An 18,711-nucleotide genomic window follows, 5' to 3' on the forward strand; every position below is an offset into this window, starting at 1 on the left:
ACCTGCAGTAGCTGCAGGCGATGCCGGAGGATAGGTATTCGATGGGTACAGGAATAAGTGAGGGCGAAGGGAATTGTCAGCGGAGGCGGCGCTAGTGGTAACAAGATGGTCTTTCAGGATTGGCACGATGTAATCCGTCTCTTTGGCGCATATCCAAGAACGCCGTGATTCCTTGGAACTTCCACGTCGGGTCACGCATCCTAATGTATACTGAATCCTAGTTGCTCGGAAAGGTGTCATATGGTAGCCGGAGGGCGAATGAGGCTCGCAGCGACAGTAGGTCTATCTGCGGCAGGGCTGGTGGCCGTCGCCACCTTCTGGGCGCAAGACGGGGGCGATGCGGCAGAACTCCCTCCGCCTGTCACTGCGGGTCCAGCCCACTGCCCTCCGACCAGAGACGTTTCCTGGAGGCCCGCGCTGTCATCGACTAGGGGTGGGGATTTACTTCCGCTCGCGCCTAGGAGAGCTTTGCTTTGTGTCTATCCTGCTCCGGGCGTGGACGCGGTCTCTCAGTTGTCGGAGACTCATGTGATCGAGGGAGCGGCCGCACGAGAGGCTGTTGCCTATCTCAATAGCCTGCCATCCGATACTGGTGATGAGGTCTTTTGCTTTGGGGCGGAAACAGCCATGTACACGACGGTTTTCGATTATGCCGAAGGTCACGCAAGCGTGTCGATCGGTTGCGGCGTCGAGTACGCCGGGGGGGGTGCGCCCGGAAGTGAATATCAAGAAGCTGGTTCGCTATTGGTTCGCTGAATAGTGTAGATTCAATCCAAATCTACCAGTTGTGTGACGGCGAGTCGATCCCTCGGCTCTGCGACCGATTGACCCCGCCGTTCAATCCGTTACCAGGGGAGTAGGCTGCGTTTGTAGAAGAGTTGGCCAGCGGCTCGGTCGTCGAAAGAAGTATGGCCAGCCAGGCGAAGGTGCTGGCCGCCTTACAGGGGTATGGCCGGCTTTTCCGCAGGCGAGGCGGTGTTGGCCCTGCCGGGGATGTCGTTGGGTTGGTTCCGGTGATCACTGCAGCTCGCTGGCGAACCGAGGCCACGCCGATACCCACCGCCGTTTCCTGGCCACACGCCCGCTGCCAGCGAGACTCAGTCACGATGGGTACCGGGTGGCCAGATGACTGTCACTGGGACGCCGTTGTTTTCGGCGTAGGCGACGACGTCGGCGGTTCCGCCGTAGCTTCGGGCGGGCATGCCGTCCCAAACGGCGAAGAGCTGATCCGATTGGTCGACCATCAACTCGCTTGCGGCCATGTGGGCAGTCGAGTCGGAGATGTGGTAGTCGCAGCGGTGGACAGCTACGGCCTGGCTGATCAACTTGTCGTACGCAGCATGGGCGTGCTCGGGTAGTCCGTCGCGGTACTCCTGGGCGGGGACGACGACTTCAAGCTGACCGCCGTGCCGGAGCACCGCCTCGGCAAAGAGTTGATCGGCTCCGTCGGCGAGGCAGGTTAGGCCGACGATTTCCTCCTTGACTTCGGACAGCCTCATGTTCAAGGTTTCGGTGACCTTGGCTGTGACTTCGTCGTTCAGTCCGCGATGTCCGGTGATGGCAATCCGCAACTTAGCGATCCTCCTGGTATCTTCCGTAGAGTCGTTCGTCCAGATCGAGCGTCAGTTTTCCGGCCCGTCCTCCGAGGGATTCGCGGAACCGCGAGACTGATTGGAGGATCTTCTCTGACTCGTACTTCTTGCCTGCGTCGAAAGCCTCACAGGCGATGTTGCATGCCTCGTCGAGGCGTCCAGACTTCGCCAGGATCTGGGCTCGTAGGACGTCTGATAGGGCTTTGGTCTTCGGACTCTGGGCTGGACCGCTGGCTGCTATAGAGAGCGCCCGGCTGGCCAGGCTTGGTTGATCCAGCTTGCTTGCGACTTGCGCTCGAAACGACGCCAGTTTTTGGTGATCGAAGCGGAAGATCCAAGGCCAGACAGGTTCATCGTTCCGGGCCTTCGCTAGGCGATCCTCGGCGTGGTTCAAGAGGTGCAGCGACTTTTTGTCGCCAGCCTCAGCGAGCGCGAGTGATTCGATCGCGTCCATCCAGACTGTGGAGATGGCGGGCGCTGAGCGGGGAAGGGCGCGGCGAGCGGATGCGACGATCTGGACGGCTTCGCGTGCGTCGCCGCAGTTCGCTGCGAACTGGCCCAGGCCAGCCTGCATGTATGCGAGTAGCAGCGGGTGTCCAGACCGATCTGCCGCGTGGACCGCGAGTTGGTAGTGTCGGCGGGCGTTGGCTCGGTCGTCGACATCCACGTACAGCCAGGCGGTCAGCCCGGCGGTTTCGCTGAGCACCGAGTAGAGCTGGCGGGTGTGCACAGGTGAGCGTTCGTTCCGCGATGCGAGTTGGCGGATGAGCGCGAGGTGTGCGCTCACCGGCGGAAGCAGGCTACGCGCAGGCATGCGCTGCTCCAGCCTGCGGTAGGTGGTCGAGGGGATGGTCAGTAGTTGCTCGTCGTCGCGTGATTCGAGGGGAACGCCTCCAGCAGCTGTGCCGACCAGGGCAACCCGCGTGGCTGCTGCGGCTGCGGCGACGAATTGGCGGCGGTTCGTGTCACTCTCCTGTTCATCCAGCAAGCCGGCCAGAGATCGAGGTATCCCCAGGCCGTCGCAAAGTGCCCGCACGGTGCGAAGCCCCGGATCTCGGCTCCGTCCGGTGAGCAGGCGGGAAACGTGTGGCTGCGATATGCCAACGGCTTGCGCGATCTCCGTCTGCGACACCCGAGTTTGGGTCGTGACGACCTGAAGGACGGTAGCCCAGTCGCCGGCCTTCAACGCCTGGCGGACATCTACTCGCTCCAGGATCTCGGGTGGCAGCTTGATCATTTGCTCATGCCTGCGCAGCTCGGCGTTGGTTCCTGCTCTTGCATCTGTCCCTCCTGCGGTGCTGCGCGTCCGTCCGCTAGGAAAGCGAACCGGACCTCCTCTACTATGCCGCTTCCGTGTCGGAGGCGTATGCCTGAAGGTATAGATCTTGATTCCTATGCCGCTGGGAGTGGCGCTGACTATCTGTGATCGTCAAGCTGCGTGTCGTCGCGATCCGCGACAGGACAACTCAGACGATCAGGAGCACGCCGATTGGCCACGGCCGCACCGGCGTGGTGGGGAGGATCAAGAGTGTTGACCTTGGTAGGAGTCGTGTTGGCGGCGCTGGGCGGGTTGTGCGTCGGCTTCTTCACGTTCCGGGTGAAGCAGCGGTGGTGTCCGGTGTGTGGGGCGACGTTGCGGTGTCCGGAGTGTGCGCCTCGGCATTCGATGCGGTTCAGCCCGACGGGCCCGTCCGGCGTGCCTGGTTCGGCGGGTGCTGGTCGGGCTGGTGCTGTGGGGCGGGCGGCGGTGGATGCGGCTCGGGTGAACCGTGGCCGGTGGTCGCGGTGAGGGCAGAGTTGCGGGAGTTGGCCGCCGCTGGTGGTGGGGTGCTGGTGGTCCGGCATGACGGGCGACCTGGGGTCGGCCGGGGCGCGGGTGCGGCGTACCGCGATGTGCCCGGCGCGGAGCCGGCGGCCGACAGCGGCGGTGGTGGTGGTCATGTGGCGGTGCGGCCGTCGTGGTCGTGTGCCGGTTGCGGCGAATCGTGGCCGTGTCTGGTGGCGCGGGTCGAGTTGGCGGGGGTGTTCGGGCCGGTCGCGTTGGCGACGTACATGGTTGAGCGGATGACCGAGGCGGCGTTCGACCTGCCCGACGTCACCGCGGCCGAGTTGTTCGACCGGTTCCTGGTGTGGACGTGGCGGCCATGCTGACCGTACGGCCGGCGACGGCCGCCGACGTGGAGCCGTTGGCGGAGTTGTTGGCGCAGTCGTGTGTGCTGGACCCGGTGGTGTCCTGGCTGATCGGCGACCATGCGCTGCGCTATCTGACGATGCACCGGTTCTTCACCGCCGAGCTGGAGTTCGCCGTCCGGCACGGGATCGTCGACGTGGTCGGGCACTGCGACGGGGTAGCGATCTGGTACCCGCACCCGTTCGACCGGCTGCTCGGTGCGGAGCATCAGCGGCGGCGGTTGCGCGCCTGCGGCGACCGGCACGGCCCGTACGCGCACTACACCTTCACCGCCGGCCGCGTGGAAGCGACCGGCCGACACCACCACCTGGCGTTCCTGGCGGCGGCACCCTGGCTGAGACGGCAGGGGATCGGGTCGGCGCTGCTGGCCGCGCACCACACCCGGTTGGACCGGATCGGCATGCCGGCGGTGGTCGAGGCGAGCAGCCCACGCTCCCAGGCGTTCCACCTGCGCAACGGCTACCGGATCGTCCGGGTGGCGCACCTGCCGGCCGGCGGACCGCCGCTGTGGGCGATGCGCCGGGGCGGCGCACCACCCGACCAACCACCCCTGGCCGCCGCACTGCGCGTCGGCTGACCAGGTGACCCGAGGTCCTGCATCGAGGTGAGGCTGAGACACCTCAAATCTGCGTCGTAAGGTGTCTCAGCCTCACCTCGATGATGCCCGGGACGGGAGTCGCTCAGCGGGCGGCGGCCGTGTCGGTGGCCCGTGCGGTCAACGCCCGGACCACCCCGTCGCGGCCCTCGGCGACCAGCCGGCGCAGCGGAGCCGGGTGACCCTCGCCGGCCAGCCATTCGTCCGTCGCCGCGACGGTTTCCTCGGAGACCAGGTACGCCGGGTAGGCGAGCGTGACGAACTCCTGCGCCGGCTCGCTGTCCCGGGTGGCCCAGATCCGGCCCACCACGTCGAAGTACGCCGTCCGGTACGGCTCGGTCAGCTCCACCTGCGTCGAGTGCTGGAAGCCTTGCAGCAACGCCCGGTGCTGCCAGTTCGGCAGGCTGTCCGGCCCGGTCAGCTTGGCCCAGATGGCGGCCTTGTTGGCCGGGTCCGGCAGCAGGGCGCGGGCCAGCGCTGCCTCCCGCTCACCGCTGGCGGTCCGGTCCCGGGCCAGCTCCGCGTCGATCTGCTCGCCGGTGGCGGCACCGTTGGCGGCCAACGACTGCAGCACCGTCCAGCGCAGCTCGGTGTCGATGGTCAGCCCCGGCACCACATCTGCCCCGTCGAGCCAGCCACGCAGCACCGCCAGGTCGCCGTCGGAGCGGGCCGCCGTGGCGTAGCTGCGCGCCCAGGCCAGCTGGAAACCGCTGCCCGGCTCCGCCGCCTGCAGCGCCGTCCGGGCGGTACGGGCCAGGTCGGCCCAGCCCTGCGCCGCCCAGCCCGGCTCGGCGTAGAACGTCAGCGTGTTGGTGGCCTGCCGCAGGGTCGCGGTCACCAGGTTGATGTCGGTCTCGTTGGGCAGCCCGGTGAGCACCAGGGCGACGTAGTCGCGCGCGGCGAGTTCCCCGTCCCGGACCATGTCCCAGGCCGCCGCCCAGCACAGTGCCCGCGCCAGCGACGACTCGAACGCGCTGATGTGCTGCACCACGTTGGCCATTGACGCCGGGTCGAGCCGCAGCTTGGTGTAGCTCAGGTCGTCGTCGTTGAGCAGCAGCACGTCGGCGGCGGGCAGCCCGGCCAGCCCGGTCAGCTCGGTGCGCTCACCGCTGATGTCGACCTCGACCCGGTGCCGGCGGACCAGCCGGCCGTCGGTCAGGTCGTAGAGACCGACCCCGATCCGGTGGGTACGCAGCGTCGGGTGCCCGGCCGGTGCCTCCTGAAGCACCGTGACCTGCTGGTAGGTGCCGTCCGGGCCGACCGACAACTCCGGCCGCAGCGTGTTGACCTGGGCGGTCTCCAACCACTGGGCGGCGAATTTGCGCAGCTCCCGGCCGGAGGCGGCCTCCAGCTCGGAGAGCAGGTCGTCGAAGGTGGCGTTGCCCCAGGCGTGCCGCTGGAAGTAGGTGCGCAGACCGGCGAGGAAGGGCTCCAGACCGACGTACGCGACGAGCTGCTTGAGCACGCTGGCGCCCTTGGCGTACGTGATGCCGTCGAAGTTGACCTCGACCGCCTCCAGGTCCGGCATCTCGCAGTAGACCGGATGGGTGGAGGAGAGCTGGTCCTGCCGGTAGCCCCAGTTCTTGCGGACCGACAGGAAGGTGGTCCAGGCGTCGGTGAACCGGGTCGCCTCCGAGTTGCACCAGTGGCTGGCCCATTCGGCGAACGACTCGTTCAACCACAGGTCGTTCCACCAGCGCATGGTCACCAGGTTGCCGAACCACATGTGGGCCAGCTCGTGCAGCACGGTGTTGGCCCGCTGCTCGTACTCGAAGTCGGTCACCTGGGAACGGAAGATGTAGTGCGCCTCGGCGTGGGTGACCGCGCCGAAGTTCTCCATCGCACCGGCGTTGAAGTCCGGCACCCAGATCTGGTCGTACTTGGGCAGCGGGTAGCGGACCCCGAACTGGGCCTGGAAGAAGTCGAAACCCTGCGCGGTGATCAGGTGCAGGTCGTCGACGTCGAGGTGCTCGGCCATGCTGGCCCGGCAGAAGTAGCCCAGGTCGACGCCGTCGTGGCTGCGTCGCACCTCGTGGTACGGGCCGGCGCACAGCGCGGTGATGTAGGTGCTCATCCGGGCCGACTCGGCGAAGTGGACGGTCTTGGTGTCCGGCCCGGCCGGCTCCTCGGTGGCCACCGGCATGTTCGAGATGACCCGCCAGTGGGCCGGCACGACAGCGTGCCAGGTGTAGACGCTCTTCAGGTCGGGCTGGTCGAAGCAGGCGAACACCCGCTGCGCGTCCGCGGTCTCGAACTGGCTGTACAGGTACGTCTCGCCGTCGACCGGGTCGAGGCTGCGGTGCAGCCCCTGCCCACTGGCCGAGTAGATGAAGTCGGCCTCGACGACCAGCGTGTTCTCCGCAGCCAGGCCCGGCAGGGCCAGCCCGGACTCGGCCGACCAGCCGGACGGGTCGAGTCGCTGGCCGTTCAGCGTCGCCGAGTGTAGCTGGTCCGCCGCCACCTCGATGAACGTGCTGGCTCCGGGCTCGGTGCAACGGAAGGTGACCGTTGTCGTCGAGCGGAACACCCGGTTGTCCGTTGCGCTGCCGGCGGCGGACAGGTCGAGGTGGATGTCATACCCGGTCACGTCGAGCAGGCGGGCGCGTTCGGCCGCCTCGACCTGGGTCAGATTGCGCACTCCAGCCACCGTGTGCCTCCGTCCAATCGTTCAACCGCCGACGTCGACGTCGGCGGCGTCGGGGACAGCTGGGAATGACCCCGTTCGGCCAAGTCTTTCACGTCGTGGGGGCCTGGCGAGGCCGGCCCAGATCCTGGACTTGGTGGGTTGGGGCGCCGTCTGGCGAGGTGACCCGGACAATGGCGGCGGACAGCCGCCGGACAAAAAGAAGGAGAGTCTGATGTCGGACCGTCAGACCGTGGACATGTACTTCGATCCGTTGTGCCCGTGGGCCTGGATCACCTCACGTTGGTTGTTGGAGGTCGAACAGGTCCGGCCGGTCGACGTGCGGTTCCGGGTGATGAGCCTGGCCGTGCTCAACGAGGGCCGTGACCTGCCGGAGAGCTACCGGAAGCTGCTCGACGGGGCCTGGGGGGCGGTCCGGGTCGCCGTCGCGGTCCAGCAGGACCACGACGACGCTGCGGTACGGGCGCTCTACACCGCGCTGGGCAACCGGATCCACCTGGAGAAGCAGCCGACCGCACCGGAGCTTTACACCGCCGCGTTGACCGAGGCCGGGCTGGACCCGGCGCTGGCCGCCGCCGCCGACGATCCGGCCTGGGACGGCCCGCTGCGGGCCAGCCACGCCGCCGGGATGGCCCCGGTCGGGATGGACGTCGGTACGCCGGTGATCCACGCCCCGGGCCCGGAGGGTGCCGGCCCGGTCGCGTTCTTCGGCCCGGTGATCACCCCGGTGCCGCGCGGGGAGGCCGCAGGGCGGCTCTGGGACGGTGTGCTGCTGGTCGCCGGGACGCCGGGATTCTACGAGCTGAAGCGGTCCCGCGAGGTGGATCCCACGTTCGACTGACCAATTTGTCGGTGTCGGCGACGAGTTCCACGTCGCCCGGCGTGTCGCTGCGCGGCGCACGTGACGCGTCCCAGGCCACGTCGTTGCCCAGGATGTTCACCCCGCCGGCCCGGTAGGAGACCGGGCCACACCGACGCATCGGAGGTCAACATGCTGGTCGACATCGACTCCGACTACTGGGATCTGCCCGTGCTGCGCGAGGCGATCGCAGCCCAGGTCTGGGGCGCGCCGAGTGACGGCAGCCGGCACCGGCGGGAACCGTCGGTCCACGAGGCGGAGCGGGTGCCGGTCGCCGTACCGTCGGGGCTGCCGGCGTCGACGGTCGGCACGGTCCCAGCGGCCCGGTCCGGCGGCCGGCACCGGCGCCCGACCCCGGTCGGGTGATCCGGTCCGGCCGGTCACTGCGACCACCGCCGTCGACAGCGGCCCGGGCGACCGGGCCGCTGTCCGTTCCACTTGCCGGGGCCCCCGGGCCCCCGGGCCCCCGGGGCCCCCGGGCCCCGGGCCCCCGGGCCCGCGTCCGTCGGGCCGGTCCGGCGACCAGGTCGGCGTCCATCCGGTGGACACGGCCGATGTATCGGTCGTCACAGCGGACCCCGCCGGTAGCGTCCGCGCCATGACGGTCGTTCACCCGATTCCCCGCGCCTGGATCACCACCGGTGAGACTGGTGCGCAGAACTACGACGAGTTCGCCGACGACGCCGAGATCACCGCGATCATCGGGGCGAATCCCCGTAGCGCGCTGGCAGTGGAGATGCCGCACCGGGCGCCGGACAGCCTCGGCCGGTCGTTTCTCGACTGCCTGCCGTCGGCCGCCCGACGGCTCGCCGAGGCCCGCGCCGACGGTAGCTACACGCCGGCCGAGCAGGTCGCCGTGCTCTACCGGATCACCGAGCCGGCCAGCGACGCGGCTGCGTACGGCCTGTTCGTTATGGTCGACACCGACCAGATCTCCACCAGCGCCGACGAACCGGGCCTGGTGATCCGCAACGAGGACGTGTTCATCGCCAAGGTCCGGGAGCGGGTGGCGCTCGCCGAGGCGGTCGGACATCTGCTCTCCCCGGTGCTGCTGCTGCAGACCGGGCGCGGCGACGAGCTGCACGCCGCGCTCGCCGAGGCGGCGGAGGCCGCCGGCGCTCCGGCCGCGACCGATCTGGACCAGGCCGGCCGTACCCATGCAATCTGGCCGGTCGGTCCGGGAGAGCTGCAGCAGCGGCTCTGTGCCCTGGCCGGTGGCGGTGAGCTGGTCGTCGCCGACGGCAACCACCGCAGTCTGGCCGCGCAGACCGGCGGCCTGTCCCGGTTCCTGGCCGTGGTCACCACTCCCGCGTCGGTGGCCATCCAGCCGTACAACCGGCTGGTCAGCGAACTGACCCTGAGCCCGGACGAGACGCTGGCCGGGCTGCGGGCCGCCGGTGCGGCGGTGGCCGCGCTCGACGGCGCGCCGACGGTTCCGGATGTCGGCGGCGAGGTACGGCTCTACCTGGCCGGAGGCGGCTACCAGGTCACCCTGCCTACCAGCGGCGGTGACCGGGTGGACAACCTCGACCACGCCCTGGTGGAGCGGGTGCTGCTGCGCGGTGTGCTCGGCCTCGACCCGGGCGACAAGCGGATCACCTACGTCGGCGGCGACTACCCGGCCAGCTGGCTCACCGGCGAGGTCGACGCCGGTCGGGCCGAGCTGGCCGTGCTGATCGCCCCGGTCACCGTCGACGATTTCGTCGCGGTGAACCTGGCCCGGCAGAAGCTGCCCCGCAAGAGCACCTGGTTCACCCCGAAGGCGCGCGGCGGCCTGGTGCTGGCCGAGATCGGCTGAGCCGTTACGCGGGACCGGCTGACCCGGCTGTACGGCCTACCTGCCGGCGCTGAGAGACTGCGGGTATGCGCGTCTACCTGGCAGCCGACCACGCCGGCTACGAGCTCAAGGTGCATCTGGTCAACCACCTCGTCAAGCAGGGGTACGAGGTGACCGACGTCGGGCCGCACGAGTTCGACCCGGACGACGACTACCCGGCGTTCTGCCTGCACGCCGGAACCCGGGTGGTCGCCGACCCGGGCAGCCTCGCAGTGGTGATCGGCGGCTCCGGCAATGGCGAGCAGATCGCCGCCAACAAGGTGCCCGGGGTGCGGGCGGCCCTGGCCTGGAACCTGGAGACCGCGCAGCTGGCGCGCACCCACAACGACGCCAACGTCGTCGCGATCGGCGCCCGTCAGCACACCCTCGACGAGGCGACCACGCTGGTGGAGGCGTTCCTGGCCACCGGTTTCTCCGGCAACGACCGGCACGCCCGCCGGATCGCCCAGGTCGCCGCGTACGAGGTCGACCGGGAGTTGCCCGCGCTGCCCTGACCAGGGACGCCACGCGCTGCGTTCCAACGTCCGGTGGTTCGCGGGGAACCGGCCGGTTCACCGCTCCCGGCGGGGCAGTTCCTCCCGGGGTACCCAGTGCCGGCGGACGATGGTCAGGGTCTCCTCGGCCCGGGCGAGGTCGTCCTCACTGGGGCGGGACGCGTCCCGCGCCCGCAGCGCTGCCGAGGTGCTGACCTGCGAGGTGCCGGAACCGACCAGTCCGCGCAGGCCACGGTCGGCTTCCCGGTCGTCGCCGCCGGACCCGCCGCCGGCGGAACGGCCCGACGTCTGCCGGCGCTGACGGTGCGTCGGCGGTGGCTCCGGGACGCGCTGCGACGGCTCCGGAGCACGCGGTCCCAGTGGCTGCGGGCGCGGCCCCGGCCCTGGTACCGGCCTGCCGTCCGGCTCCGGAGTGCTCGGAGTGCTGCCCGGCTCCGGCGTACCGTCCTGCTCCGGGTCGTGCACCTCAGCGGTGCTGGCGCTGGCCGGTCCGCTGTCGGGGCGTCGCGGCGGGCCGCCGTGCCGGTGCCGTCGCCTGCGCCGTTCGAAGTCCGCCATCCGCCGACCGTACCGCGACCGGCTCAGAAGATCTCGATGCCGGCGGGGGCACGGTCCCAGCCGAACGCGGTGTTGGCCTCGGCCACCGCACCGTGGCGCAGCTCGCGCACCCGGCCGGCGTCGGCCAGCGACCGCAGCGACGGGCCGCCCAGGTACACCGCCGCCAGATCGGCGACCCCGCAGGCGAGGTCCGCCGGTTCGTCGGTGGGTACGCAGCGGGCCTGTTCCCGGCCGCCGGTCAGCCGCCAGCGGCCGGAGTTCTCCGGCAGCAGCGGATCGGTGACGTCGACGACCACGTCGACTCCGGTGGCGTACCGACGGGCGGACAGCGCCGCCGCGACGTCGACCAGCCGCACCCAGAGGCTGTCGGCGAGCGCTGCACCGAGTTGCCGGGGCTCGTCGACCAGTTGGAACAGCGGCTCGTCCAGCGCCGCGAACCGGAAGGAGAGCGTCCGGCTGAGGTCGATGCCGGTGAGGAACCGCCACAGGGCCCGGTATCCGTCGACGCTGCCGGCCACCGCCTCGGTCACCCGTACCCGGCCCTTCGGCCCACGGGCGTCCCAGTCGCTCACCGTGCGCCACAGGGCGTAGCCGTCCGGGCCGGTCGGACCGTCGTGCAGCACCACCCGCAGCGCGGTCTGGCCGGATCGGCGGGCCGGGCCGTCGGCCAGCACGTACCGCCACCACCGGTCGTCCCGGCCGGACCAGCCGGGACGATTGGGGCGCAGCCGTTCGTACACCGCCGCCAGCTCGGGCCGCAGCTGCCCGGGGTCGCCGACGCGCAGCGACCCGACGCCAGGGCCAGCGGACAGGTCGGCACCCGCGCCCGGGCCGGTCGGGTCGAGCACCCGGGTCTCCCGCAGGTCGACATCCAGTTCCAGCCGCTGTGCGGCCATCCCGTAACCGTACCGCGGGTAGATGCGGCCCTCGCTGGCCCACAGCACCGCGACCGATTCGCCGCCGTCGCGTAGTTGGCGCAGCTGGCGGTGCATCAGCCGGGTCAGCAGCCCGCGCCGACGGTCGGTCGGGGCGACCACGACCATGGAGACGTGGGCGGCGGGCAGCATCGCGCCGGGCACGGTCAACTCCCTGGTGTACGCCCCCGCGTGCCCGACCATCCGGTCGCCGTCGGTGACCACCAGCGACCGGTCCGACTCGAAGACGTCCCGCTCGACGTGGTGCAGGTCCGGGTCCGGGTTCTGGTGGAAGGCCGCCAGCAGCAGCTCCATCACTGGGTCGAAGTCCTGCGGCACGCCGGCCCGGATCGGAAACGGTGCATCCATCTGCTCTGTCTAACCGATCGGTGGCGGGGTCGGCGAGTCATTTGCCGGCTCGCTACTCTCGGATGTGAGCGTCTAAATGGTACGGGGGTCCGCCCGCACCCGTGGGGAGGAAAGATGGCAGATCGGCATACACCCTGGGCCGAGCGGACCGTGGAGGTGCCGCCGCAGCGTACGGTCCCCGGCGCAGCGGACGCGGACCAGCCGACGACACCGGACGCGGACCAGCCGACGACACCGGGTGTCGCCGGCCTTTTCCGGCGTGGGGTGGCGCAGGTCGGCCGGGGCGGGCCGCCGCCGACCGCCGAGTTCACCGCGTCGCACGAGCCGACCGGCACAGGCTGGCCGTCGGAGGTCGGGCCGGGCTGGTCGGACGGCCGGATCCGGCCGCCCCGGCCACCGCTGAGTCAGCAGCTCGCCCAGCTCCGTCGTGGCGGCGAGTGGAGCGTGCTGGGTGGCTTGTTCGCCTTCGTCTGTTGGGGGGTCTGGGCCATCTCCGCCCGGGGGGACCTGGCCAGCCCGGTGCTGACCTTCGCGCTGACGATGCTGGTCGGGGCGGGTCTGTTCGCGCTGTGCCGGGTGATCGGCCGGGTGGTGCTGGAACGCCAGCTGGGTCGGGTCCGGCACGGTGCCCGTGCCTCGCACATGGTGACCGGGGCGTACCTGATCGTCGTCGGGTTCGCCTACCTGCGGCAGACCGAGTGGGTGGTCAGCGTCTGGAACTGGTTCGCTGGTTGGTTCTGAGGTGCTGAGCTTCCGGGTTCCTGCGTTGTGACCGAGCGCGGGACGTTCTGACCGAGCGCGGGAGCCGGGCCGGGCGGCTACCGTGACGGCATGCGCAGTCGCGGCGCGGTGTTCCTGGGCGTCTGGTGCCTTCTGCTGGCCGCCGGCCAGACCGCGGCCTTCGGCGTGGTCTGGTGGGTCTTCGTGCGGACCTGGCGCGGCCAGTGGCTGGACACCATCGCGCTGACCGGCAACTCGATTGGCCAGGACGAGGCGTACGGGCCGGCGAACACCGTGCTCGGTGTGGTCTCGGTGGCCTCGCTCGCCCTGGCCACCGGGGTGATCGGGTTCATCGCGCTGATCCGGGGCCGGGTCCTGCTGGCGGTGGTCGCCACCGGGGTGATCGCCGGCTCCAACCTGACCACCCAGTGGGTCAAGTACGCCGTCGCCCGGCCGTCGCTCGGGGTCGATCCGGTCGACGCGAACTCGGCCAACAGCCTGCCCAGCGGGCACACCACGGTAGCCGCCTCGGTCGCGGTGGCGCTGGTCCTGGTACTGCCGGCGGCGCTGCGCGGCATCGGGGCCCTCGCCGGTGCCGGCTACGCGGCGGCCGCCGGGGTCGCCACCCTGTCCGCGGGCTGGCACCGGCCCAGCGACGCGGTGGCGGCGCTGCTGGTCGTCGGGGGGTGGGCGGCGGCCGGGATGCTCGCACTCACGCTGGCCCGGTCGCCGGACGACGAGCTGCGCCCGAGCGGACACCACCCGATGTCGCTGGCGCTGCTGCTGCTCGCCGGGGTCGGACTGCTGGCGGCGGCCGGGGCCGCGATGGCGGTGACCGACCAGGTGACCGGGCTGCCGCTGGAGGCGCTGAGCCGTCGGCGGCTGTTCGTGGCGTACGCGGGCAGCGCGGCGGGGATCGCCGGCACGGCAGCGGTCACCATGGCCCTGGTGCTGGGGACGGCCGGCTACGCCGTACCGGCCTCGGCGTCCACCGGCCCGGATCCGGCGGGTGGGAATTGAACCGGGTTGGGGTGGAACCGATCGGGAACAAGTGACGTCTCAGCAGACATGACGATTCTTCGAGGCGTACGGGCGGCGGCCACCGCCGCCTCCCTGTTGCTGCTCACCGCCGCGTGCGGACAGAACCCGGGCACCGACTCGTCCACCGGCGGCACCGCCGGCGGGTCGTCGCTGCCGGCCGACACGCTGGTCCTGCGGGTGGACCACACCGGCGGTTTCACCATGCCGGCGGCGTTGCTGACCCGGCTACCGGTGGTCAGCGTGTACGCCGACGGCCGAGTGATCACCCAGGGCCCCACTATCCTGGTCTACCCCGGTCCGGCCATGCCGAACCTGCAGGTGCAGACAATCAGCGCGGAGCAGGTCGACGAGCTGGTCAAGCAGGCGCTGGCCGCCGGGGTCGGCACCGAGCAGGACCTGGGCCGGCCGCCGGTGGCCGACGCGACGTCGACCCGGTTCACGGTGCTGACCGACAACGGCGTCGAACAACTCGAGGTCTACGCGTTGTCCGACGACGCCTCGGGTGACGCCGGGCTGACCGACGAGCAGATCGCCGCCCGGGACAGGCTGCGGGACTTCGCCGACTCGCTCACCGAGCTGTCCGGCGGTGTCGGCGCGGCACCGGAGGACTCCGAGCCGTACGTCGCGCACGCGATCGCCGCGGTCGCCGAGCCGTGGGTGGCGGTTGACGAGCCCGTCGACGCCAGCCAGCCGGAGGTGGCCTGGCCCGGCCCGGAACTGCCCGGCGAATCGCTGTCCGAGACGCTCGATCTCGGCTGCGTGACGGTCACCGGTGAGGCGTTGGAGGAGTTGCGGTCCGCAGCGGCGGACGCGACGACCGCCACCCCGTGGACGTCGGCGGGGAAGCGGTGGACGGTGACCCTGCGCCCGCTGCTGCCGGACGAGACGGACTGCTCGGACCTCACTGCCGCGGGCTGACTCCTCCCCAGCCCGCGCGGTGCGGTTTCAGTCGGTCTCGTAGCCGAGGTTGGGGCGCAGCCAGCGCTCCACCTCGGCGAGCGGCATCCCACGCCGGGCCGCGTAGTCCTCGGCCTGGTCCCGGCCGATCCGCCCGACGGTGAAGTACCGCGACGCCGGGTGGGCGAAGAGCAGGCCGCTGACGCTGGCCGCCGGGGTCATCGCTCCGGACTCGGTCAGCTCGATGCCGGCCCGCCCGGCGTCCAGCAGGTCGAACAACTGCGACTTCTCGCTGTGGTCCGGGCTGGCCGGGTAGCCCAGCGCCGGCCGGATTCCCCGGAACCGCTCGGCGTGCAGGTCGGCCACGTCCGGGTCGGCGTCCGGCTCGTACCAGTCCCGTCGGGCCCGCAGGTGCAGGTGCTCGGCGAACGCCTCGGCCAGCCGGTCTGCCAACGCCTTCACCATGATCGCCCGGTAGTCGTCCTGAGCGGCCTCGTATCCGGCGGCCAGCTCCTCCGCGCCGTGCACGGCCACCGCGAAGCCACCGAGGTGGTCCCCGGCCGGGGCCACGTAGTCGGCGAGGCAGCGGTTCGGCCGCCCGGCGGGTTTGGTGGTCTGCTGGCGCAGCATCGGGATCCGTACCGGCTGGTCGGTGTCGGTGCCGCCGCCCGGCGGGTCGGCCTGTCCGGCGGCGATGACCAGGTCGTCGCCCTCGGAGTGGGCCGGCCAGAAGCCGTAGACGCCGTGGGCCCGCAACGAACCGTCGGCGATGATCTGGTCGAGCATCGCGTTGGCGTCGTCGAACAGTTCACGGGCGACCGGCTGCTCCAGGATCGCCGGGTACTTGCCCTTGAGCTCCCAGGCGAGGAAGAGGAACTGCCAGTCGATCATCGGCCGCAGCTCGTCGAGGCCGGGCTCGACGTACCGTACGCCGGTGAACGCCGGCACCGGCAGATCCTCGAAGGACACCGGCTCCGCGTTGGCCCGGGCCTGGGCTAGGGTGAGCAGCGGCTGCCGTCGGTTGGTGTGCTGCTCGCGCAGCCGGTCCTGCTCGGCCCGGTTGTCCCTGTCGAACTGCTCCACCCGGTCGGCGCTGAGCAGGTCGGAGACCACCCCGACCACCCGGGACGCGTCGAGCACGTGCACGGTGCTCCCGTCGTACGCCGGTGCGATTCGCACCGCGGTGTGCTGCCGGGAGGTGGTGGCCCCGCCGATCAGCAGCGGTAGTTTCAGCCCACGCCGCTGCATCTCCCCGGCGACGGTGACCATCTCGTCCAGCGACGGGGTGATCAGGCCGGACAGCCCGACCGCGTCGGCGTTCTCAGCGACCGCGGTGTCCAGGATCTTCGCGGCCGGCACCATCACCCCGAGGTCGATGACCCGGTAGTTGTTGCAGCCCAGCACCACCCCGACGATGTTCTTGCCGATGTCGTGCACGTCGCCCTTGACGGTGGCCAGCACCACGGTGCCCGGCCCGCGTTCCCCACCGCCCTCGGCAGTGGTCTCCTGCCCGGCCGGTGCGTTCTCGGCGTCCTGCCGGGCCTGTTCCTTCTCTGCTTCCAGGAACGGTTCCAGGTAGGCCACCGACCGTTTCATCACCCGGGCGCTCTTGACCACCTGCGGCAGGAACATCTTGCCCGAGCCGAACAGGTCACCGACGACCTTCATGCCGTCCATCAACGGCCCCTCGATCACGTCGAGCGGCCGGGCCGCCAGTTGGCGGGCCTCCTCGGTGTCGGCCTCGATGAAGTCGACGATGCCGTGCACCAGCGCGTGCGACAGCCGGCCGGCGACCGGGGCGTCCCGCCAGGACAGGTCGACGGCGCGCTTCGTGCCGGAGCCGGAGACGGTGCCGGCGAAGGTCACCAGCCGGTCGGTGGCGTCCGGGCGGCGGTCGAACAGTACGTCCTCGACCAGCTCCAGCAGGTCGGCCGGGATGTCCTGGTAGACGGTGAGCTGCCCGGCGTTGACGATGCCCATGTCCAGCCCGGCCCGCACGGCGTGCAGCAGAAACGCCGAGTGCATAGCCTCGCGGACCACGTCGTTGCCCCGGAACGAGAACGACAGGTTGGAGATGCCGCCGCTGGTGCGGGCACCCGGGCAGCGCTGCTTGATCAGCGGCAGCGCGTCGATGAACGCCTTGGCGTACCCGTTGTGTTCGCTGATCCCGGTGGCGACGGCCAGCACGTTCGGGTCGAAGATGATGTCGGTGGGGTCGAACCCGGCTTCCCCGGTGAGCAGGTCGTACGCGCGGGCGCAGATGTCGACCTTGCGTTCGGTGGTGTCGGCCTGGCCCAGCTCGTCGAAGGCCATCACCACCACCCCGGCCCCGTACTCGCGGATTTTGCGGGCCTGGTCGAGGAAGACCTCCTCGCCCTCCTTCAGGCTGATCGAGTTGACCACGGCCTTGCCCTGTACGCACTTGAGGCCGGCCTCCAGCACGCTCCACCGCGAGCTGTCGATCATGATCGGGATCCGGGCCACCTCGGGCTCGGTCGCGATCAGATTGAGGAAGGTCACCATCGCCTGCTCGCTGTCGAGCAGGTCGGCGTCCATGTTGACGTCGAGCAGGTTCGCCCCGCCCCGGACCTGGTCCAGCGCCACGTCTACGGCGGCCTGGAAGTCGCCGGCCTCGATCAGCCGGCGGAACTTCGCCGACCCGGTCACGTTGGTCCGCTCACCGATCATCACGAACCCGGTGTCCGGGCCGATCTCGAACGGCTCCAGCCCGCTGAACCGGCTGGTCCGCGCCGGCTGCGGCACCGGCCGCGGTGCCTTCCCGGCGACCGCCTCGGCGATCCGGGTGATGTGCGCCGGCGTGGTGCCGCAGCACCCGCCGACCAGGTTGACCATTCCGCTGTCGGCGAAGTCGGCCAGCATCGCGCCGGTCTCGTCGGGGGTCTGGTCGTACCCGCCGAACGCGTTCGGCAGACCGGCGTTCGGGTGGGAGGCGACATAGCTGTCGGAAATGCGGGCCAACTCGGCCACGTGCGGGCGCATCTCCTCCGCGCCGAGCGAGCAGTTCACCCCGACGACCAGCGGCCGGGCGTGCTCGACGGAGCGCCAGAACGCCTCGACGGTCTGCCCGGACAGGGTCCGCCCGGACAGGTCGACGATGGTCACCGAGATCCACAGCGGCAGCTGCGGCACCACCTCGCGGGCCGCCGCGATCGCCGCCTTCGCGTTCAACGTGTCGAAGATCGTCTCGATGAGCAGCAGGTCGACGCCGCCCTCGGCGAGCGCCGCCAGCTGCTCGGCGTACGTTGCCTTCACCCGGTCGAAGGTGACGGCGCGGTAGGCCGGATCCTCCACCCGGGGCGACAGCGACAGCGTGACGTTGAGCGGGCCGACCGAGCCGGCCACGAACCGGCCGCCGAACTCGTCGGCTGCCTGCCGGGCCAGCTGCGCGCCGCGCAGGTTCATCTCCGGCACGTACGCCTCCAGACCGTAGTCGGCCTGGGCGATGCTGGTCGCGGTGAAGGTGTTGGTGGTGGTGATGTCCGCGCCGGCGGCCAGATACTGCCGGTGAACGTCGAGGATCACGTCCGGGCGGGTCAGGTTGAGCAGGTCCGGGTCGCCGGTGACGTCGCGGGGGTGGTCGCCGAACCGGTCGCCACGGTAGTCGGCCGGGGTGAGACCGGCACCCTGCAACATGGTGCCCCAGGCACCGTCGAGCACCGCGATCCGCTGACTCAGCAACTCCCGCAGCGCCCGCTCGCTGTCGCTGGTGCGTGACAAATGCTTCACCTGACACCTCCGCTGGTAGCTCGGAGGCGCCCTTGTCTGGTGGTCACGCCCAATCAGGGGCCGTGATCGTGGCCGAGCGTGGCGGGCTTCTCGCGGCCCGTCGCAGCGCCTCTCGACCTCGTGATGATCCTACCCGTGGCCCGGTCCGGTCACCCGGCTGATTCTAGCCGGCCCGGTCGGACACAACAGTGACCAGGCTGTTGCGGTCTTCGCACACCTGTCGGGTAGCTTCGGTGACCGGCTCCGCCGCCAG

16 protein-coding genes are annotated in these 18,711 nt (G+C 70.4%); 10 read left to right on the forward strand and 6 right to left on the reverse strand.

The genetic code is table 11. The features are described from left to right. Positions 1-495: 495 nt before the first annotated feature. Positions 496-756 carry a hypothetical protein gene (locus tag ACFHWS_RS07365; protein ID WP_416567871.1) on the forward strand — a complete coding sequence of 87 codons (261 nt, stop codon included), beginning with the start codon at positions 496-498 and terminating at the stop codon, positions 754-756. 341 nt (positions 757-1,097) lie between these two features. Here the strand turns inward: ACFHWS_RS07365 and ACFHWS_RS07370 are convergent, their stop codons facing one another. Then, positions 1,098-1,571: a hypothetical protein gene (locus tag ACFHWS_RS07370; RefSeq protein ID WP_416552470.1), complete on the reverse strand. Its 474-nt coding sequence runs from the start codon at positions 1,569-1,571 to the stop codon at positions 1,098-1,100. Between the two features lies 1 nt (position 1,572). Beyond that, complete coding sequence (locus ACFHWS_RS07375; RefSeq protein WP_416567872.1) at positions 1,573-2,829, reverse strand: helix-turn-helix domain-containing protein; 1,257 nt, start codon at positions 2,827-2,829, stop codon at positions 1,573-1,575. Between the two features lie 548 nt (positions 2,830-3,377). Between ACFHWS_RS07375 and ACFHWS_RS07380 the strand changes: the two genes are divergently transcribed. Beyond that, the gene (locus ACFHWS_RS07380) at positions 3,378-3,743 is read left to right on the forward strand and encodes a hypothetical protein (protein WP_416567873.1); all 366 of its coding nucleotides are present in this window, start codon (positions 3,378-3,380) and stop codon (positions 3,741-3,743) included. Next, the gene (locus tag ACFHWS_RS07385; protein WP_416552758.1) at positions 3,737-4,360 is read left to right on the forward strand and encodes a GNAT family N-acetyltransferase; all 624 of its coding nucleotides are present in this window, start codon (positions 3,737-3,739) and stop codon (positions 4,358-4,360) included. The genes ACFHWS_RS07380 and ACFHWS_RS07385 overlap by 7 nt, the downstream gene beginning before the upstream one ends. A gap of 103 nt (positions 4,361-4,463) precedes the next feature. On the opposite strand, the gene pepN is transcribed toward ACFHWS_RS07385, so the two are convergent. After that, positions 4,464-7,016 (reverse strand): aminopeptidase N, encoded by a 2,553-nt coding sequence (pepN, locus tag ACFHWS_RS07390; protein ID WP_416567874.1) that lies wholly within the window; start codon positions 7,014-7,016, stop codon positions 4,464-4,466. 220 nt (positions 7,017-7,236) lie between these two features. Here pepN and ACFHWS_RS07395 point away from each other — a divergent pair, with 220 nt between their 5' ends. The 4 genes from ACFHWS_RS07395 to ACFHWS_RS07410 all read left to right on the forward strand — a co-directional run bounded on the left by ACFHWS_RS07395 (position 7,237) and on the right by ACFHWS_RS07410 (position 10,212). After that, entirely contained in the window at positions 7,237-7,863 is a 627-nt protein-coding gene (locus ACFHWS_RS07395) for a DsbA family protein (RefSeq protein WP_416552477.1), read from the forward strand. A gap of 150 nt (positions 7,864-8,013) precedes the next feature. Beyond that, the gene (locus tag ACFHWS_RS07400) at positions 8,014-8,247 is read left to right on the forward strand and encodes a hypothetical protein (RefSeq protein WP_416552479.1); all 234 of its coding nucleotides are present in this window, start codon (positions 8,014-8,016) and stop codon (positions 8,245-8,247) included. A gap of 232 nt (positions 8,248-8,479) precedes the next feature. After that, positions 8,480-9,679: a DUF1015 family protein gene (locus ACFHWS_RS07405; RefSeq protein WP_416552481.1), complete on the forward strand. Its 1,200-nt coding sequence runs from the start codon at positions 8,480-8,482 to the stop codon at positions 9,677-9,679. Positions 9,680-9,744: 65 nt separating this feature from the next. Beyond that, the gene (locus ACFHWS_RS07410) at positions 9,745-10,212 is read left to right on the forward strand and encodes a ribose-5-phosphate isomerase (protein WP_416552483.1); all 468 of its coding nucleotides are present in this window, start codon (positions 9,745-9,747) and stop codon (positions 10,210-10,212) included. A 57-nt stretch (positions 10,213-10,269) separates the two neighbouring features. Here ACFHWS_RS07410 and ACFHWS_RS07415 read toward each other — a convergent pair whose 3' ends face one another. Together ACFHWS_RS07415 and ACFHWS_RS07420 are read right to left on the reverse strand one after the other, a co-directional pair. After that, complete coding sequence (locus tag ACFHWS_RS07415) at positions 10,270-10,572, reverse strand: hypothetical protein (RefSeq protein ID WP_416567913.1); 303 nt, start codon at positions 10,570-10,572, stop codon at positions 10,270-10,272. A gap of 221 nt (positions 10,573-10,793) precedes the next feature. Beyond that, positions 10,794-12,053, reverse strand: coding sequence for a GNAT family N-acetyltransferase (locus tag ACFHWS_RS07420; RefSeq protein ID WP_416567875.1), 1,260 nt, complete (start codon positions 12,051-12,053; stop codon positions 10,794-10,796). A 114-nt stretch (positions 12,054-12,167) separates the two neighbouring features. On the opposite strand from ACFHWS_RS07420, the gene ACFHWS_RS07425 reads away from it, so the two are divergent. The 3 genes from ACFHWS_RS07425 to ACFHWS_RS07435 all read left to right on the forward strand — a co-directional run bounded on the left by ACFHWS_RS07425 (position 12,168) and on the right by ACFHWS_RS07435 (position 14,732). After that, positions 12,168-12,794 (forward strand): hypothetical protein, encoded by a 627-nt coding sequence (locus tag ACFHWS_RS07425; RefSeq protein WP_416552488.1) that lies wholly within the window; start codon positions 12,168-12,170, stop codon positions 12,792-12,794. Positions 12,795-12,884: 90 nt separating this feature from the next. Next, a complete protein-coding gene (locus ACFHWS_RS07430) occupies positions 12,885-13,793 on the forward strand; it encodes a phosphatase PAP2 family protein (protein WP_416567876.1) in 909 nt (302 codons plus the stop codon). Positions 13,794-13,841: 48 nt separating this feature from the next. Next, positions 13,842-14,732 carry a hypothetical protein gene (locus ACFHWS_RS07435; RefSeq protein ID WP_416567877.1) on the forward strand — a complete coding sequence of 297 codons (891 nt, stop codon included), beginning with the start codon at positions 13,842-13,844 and terminating at the stop codon, positions 14,730-14,732. A 27-nt stretch (positions 14,733-14,759) separates the two neighbouring features. On the opposite strand, the gene metH is transcribed toward ACFHWS_RS07435, so the two are convergent. Next, positions 14,760-18,407, reverse strand: a complete 3,648-nt coding sequence (metH, locus tag ACFHWS_RS07440) for a methionine synthase (RefSeq protein WP_416567914.1) — start codon at positions 18,405-18,407, stop codon at positions 14,760-14,762. Between the last annotated feature and the right edge of the window lie 304 nt (positions 18,408-18,711).

Origin of the sequence: Micromonospora sp. LOL_013 (assembly GCF_048060315.1) — a bacterium.
Taxonomy (GTDB): Bacteria; Actinomycetota; Actinomycetes; order Mycobacteriales; family Micromonosporaceae; genus Micromonospora_E.

Coding starts and splice junctions, on each gene's coding strand:
- ACFHWS_RS07405 (WP_416552481.1), top strand. CDS start 8,480: ATGACGGTCGTTCACCCGATTCCCCGCGCCTGGATCACCACCGGTGAG.
- ACFHWS_RS07435 (WP_416567877.1), top strand. CDS start 13,842: ATGACGATTCTTCGAGGCGTACGGGCGGCGGCCACCGCCGCCTCCCTG.
- ACFHWS_RS07410 (WP_416552483.1), top strand. CDS start 9,745: ATGCGCGTCTACCTGGCAGCCGACCACGCCGGCTACGAGCTCAAGGTG.
- ACFHWS_RS07395 (WP_416552477.1), top strand. CDS start 7,237: ATGTCGGACCGTCAGACCGTGGACATGTACTTCGATCCGTTGTGCCCG.
- ACFHWS_RS07400 (WP_416552479.1), top strand. CDS start 8,014: ATGCTGGTCGACATCGACTCCGACTACTGGGATCTGCCCGTGCTGCGC.
- ACFHWS_RS07375 (WP_416567872.1), bottom strand. CDS start 2,829: ATGATCAAGCTGCCACCCGAGATCCTGGAGCGAGTAGATGTCCGCCAG.
- ACFHWS_RS07420 (WP_416567875.1), bottom strand. CDS start 12,053: ATGGATGCACCGTTTCCGATCCGGGCCGGCGTGCCGCAGGACTTCGAC.
- ACFHWS_RS07385 (WP_416552758.1), top strand. CDS start 3,737: ATGCTGACCGTACGGCCGGCGACGGCCGCCGACGTGGAGCCGTTGGCG.
- ACFHWS_RS07430 (WP_416567876.1), top strand. CDS start 12,885: ATGCGCAGTCGCGGCGCGGTGTTCCTGGGCGTCTGGTGCCTTCTGCTG.
- ACFHWS_RS07425 (WP_416552488.1), top strand. CDS start 12,168: ATGGCAGATCGGCATACACCCTGGGCCGAGCGGACCGTGGAGGTGCCG.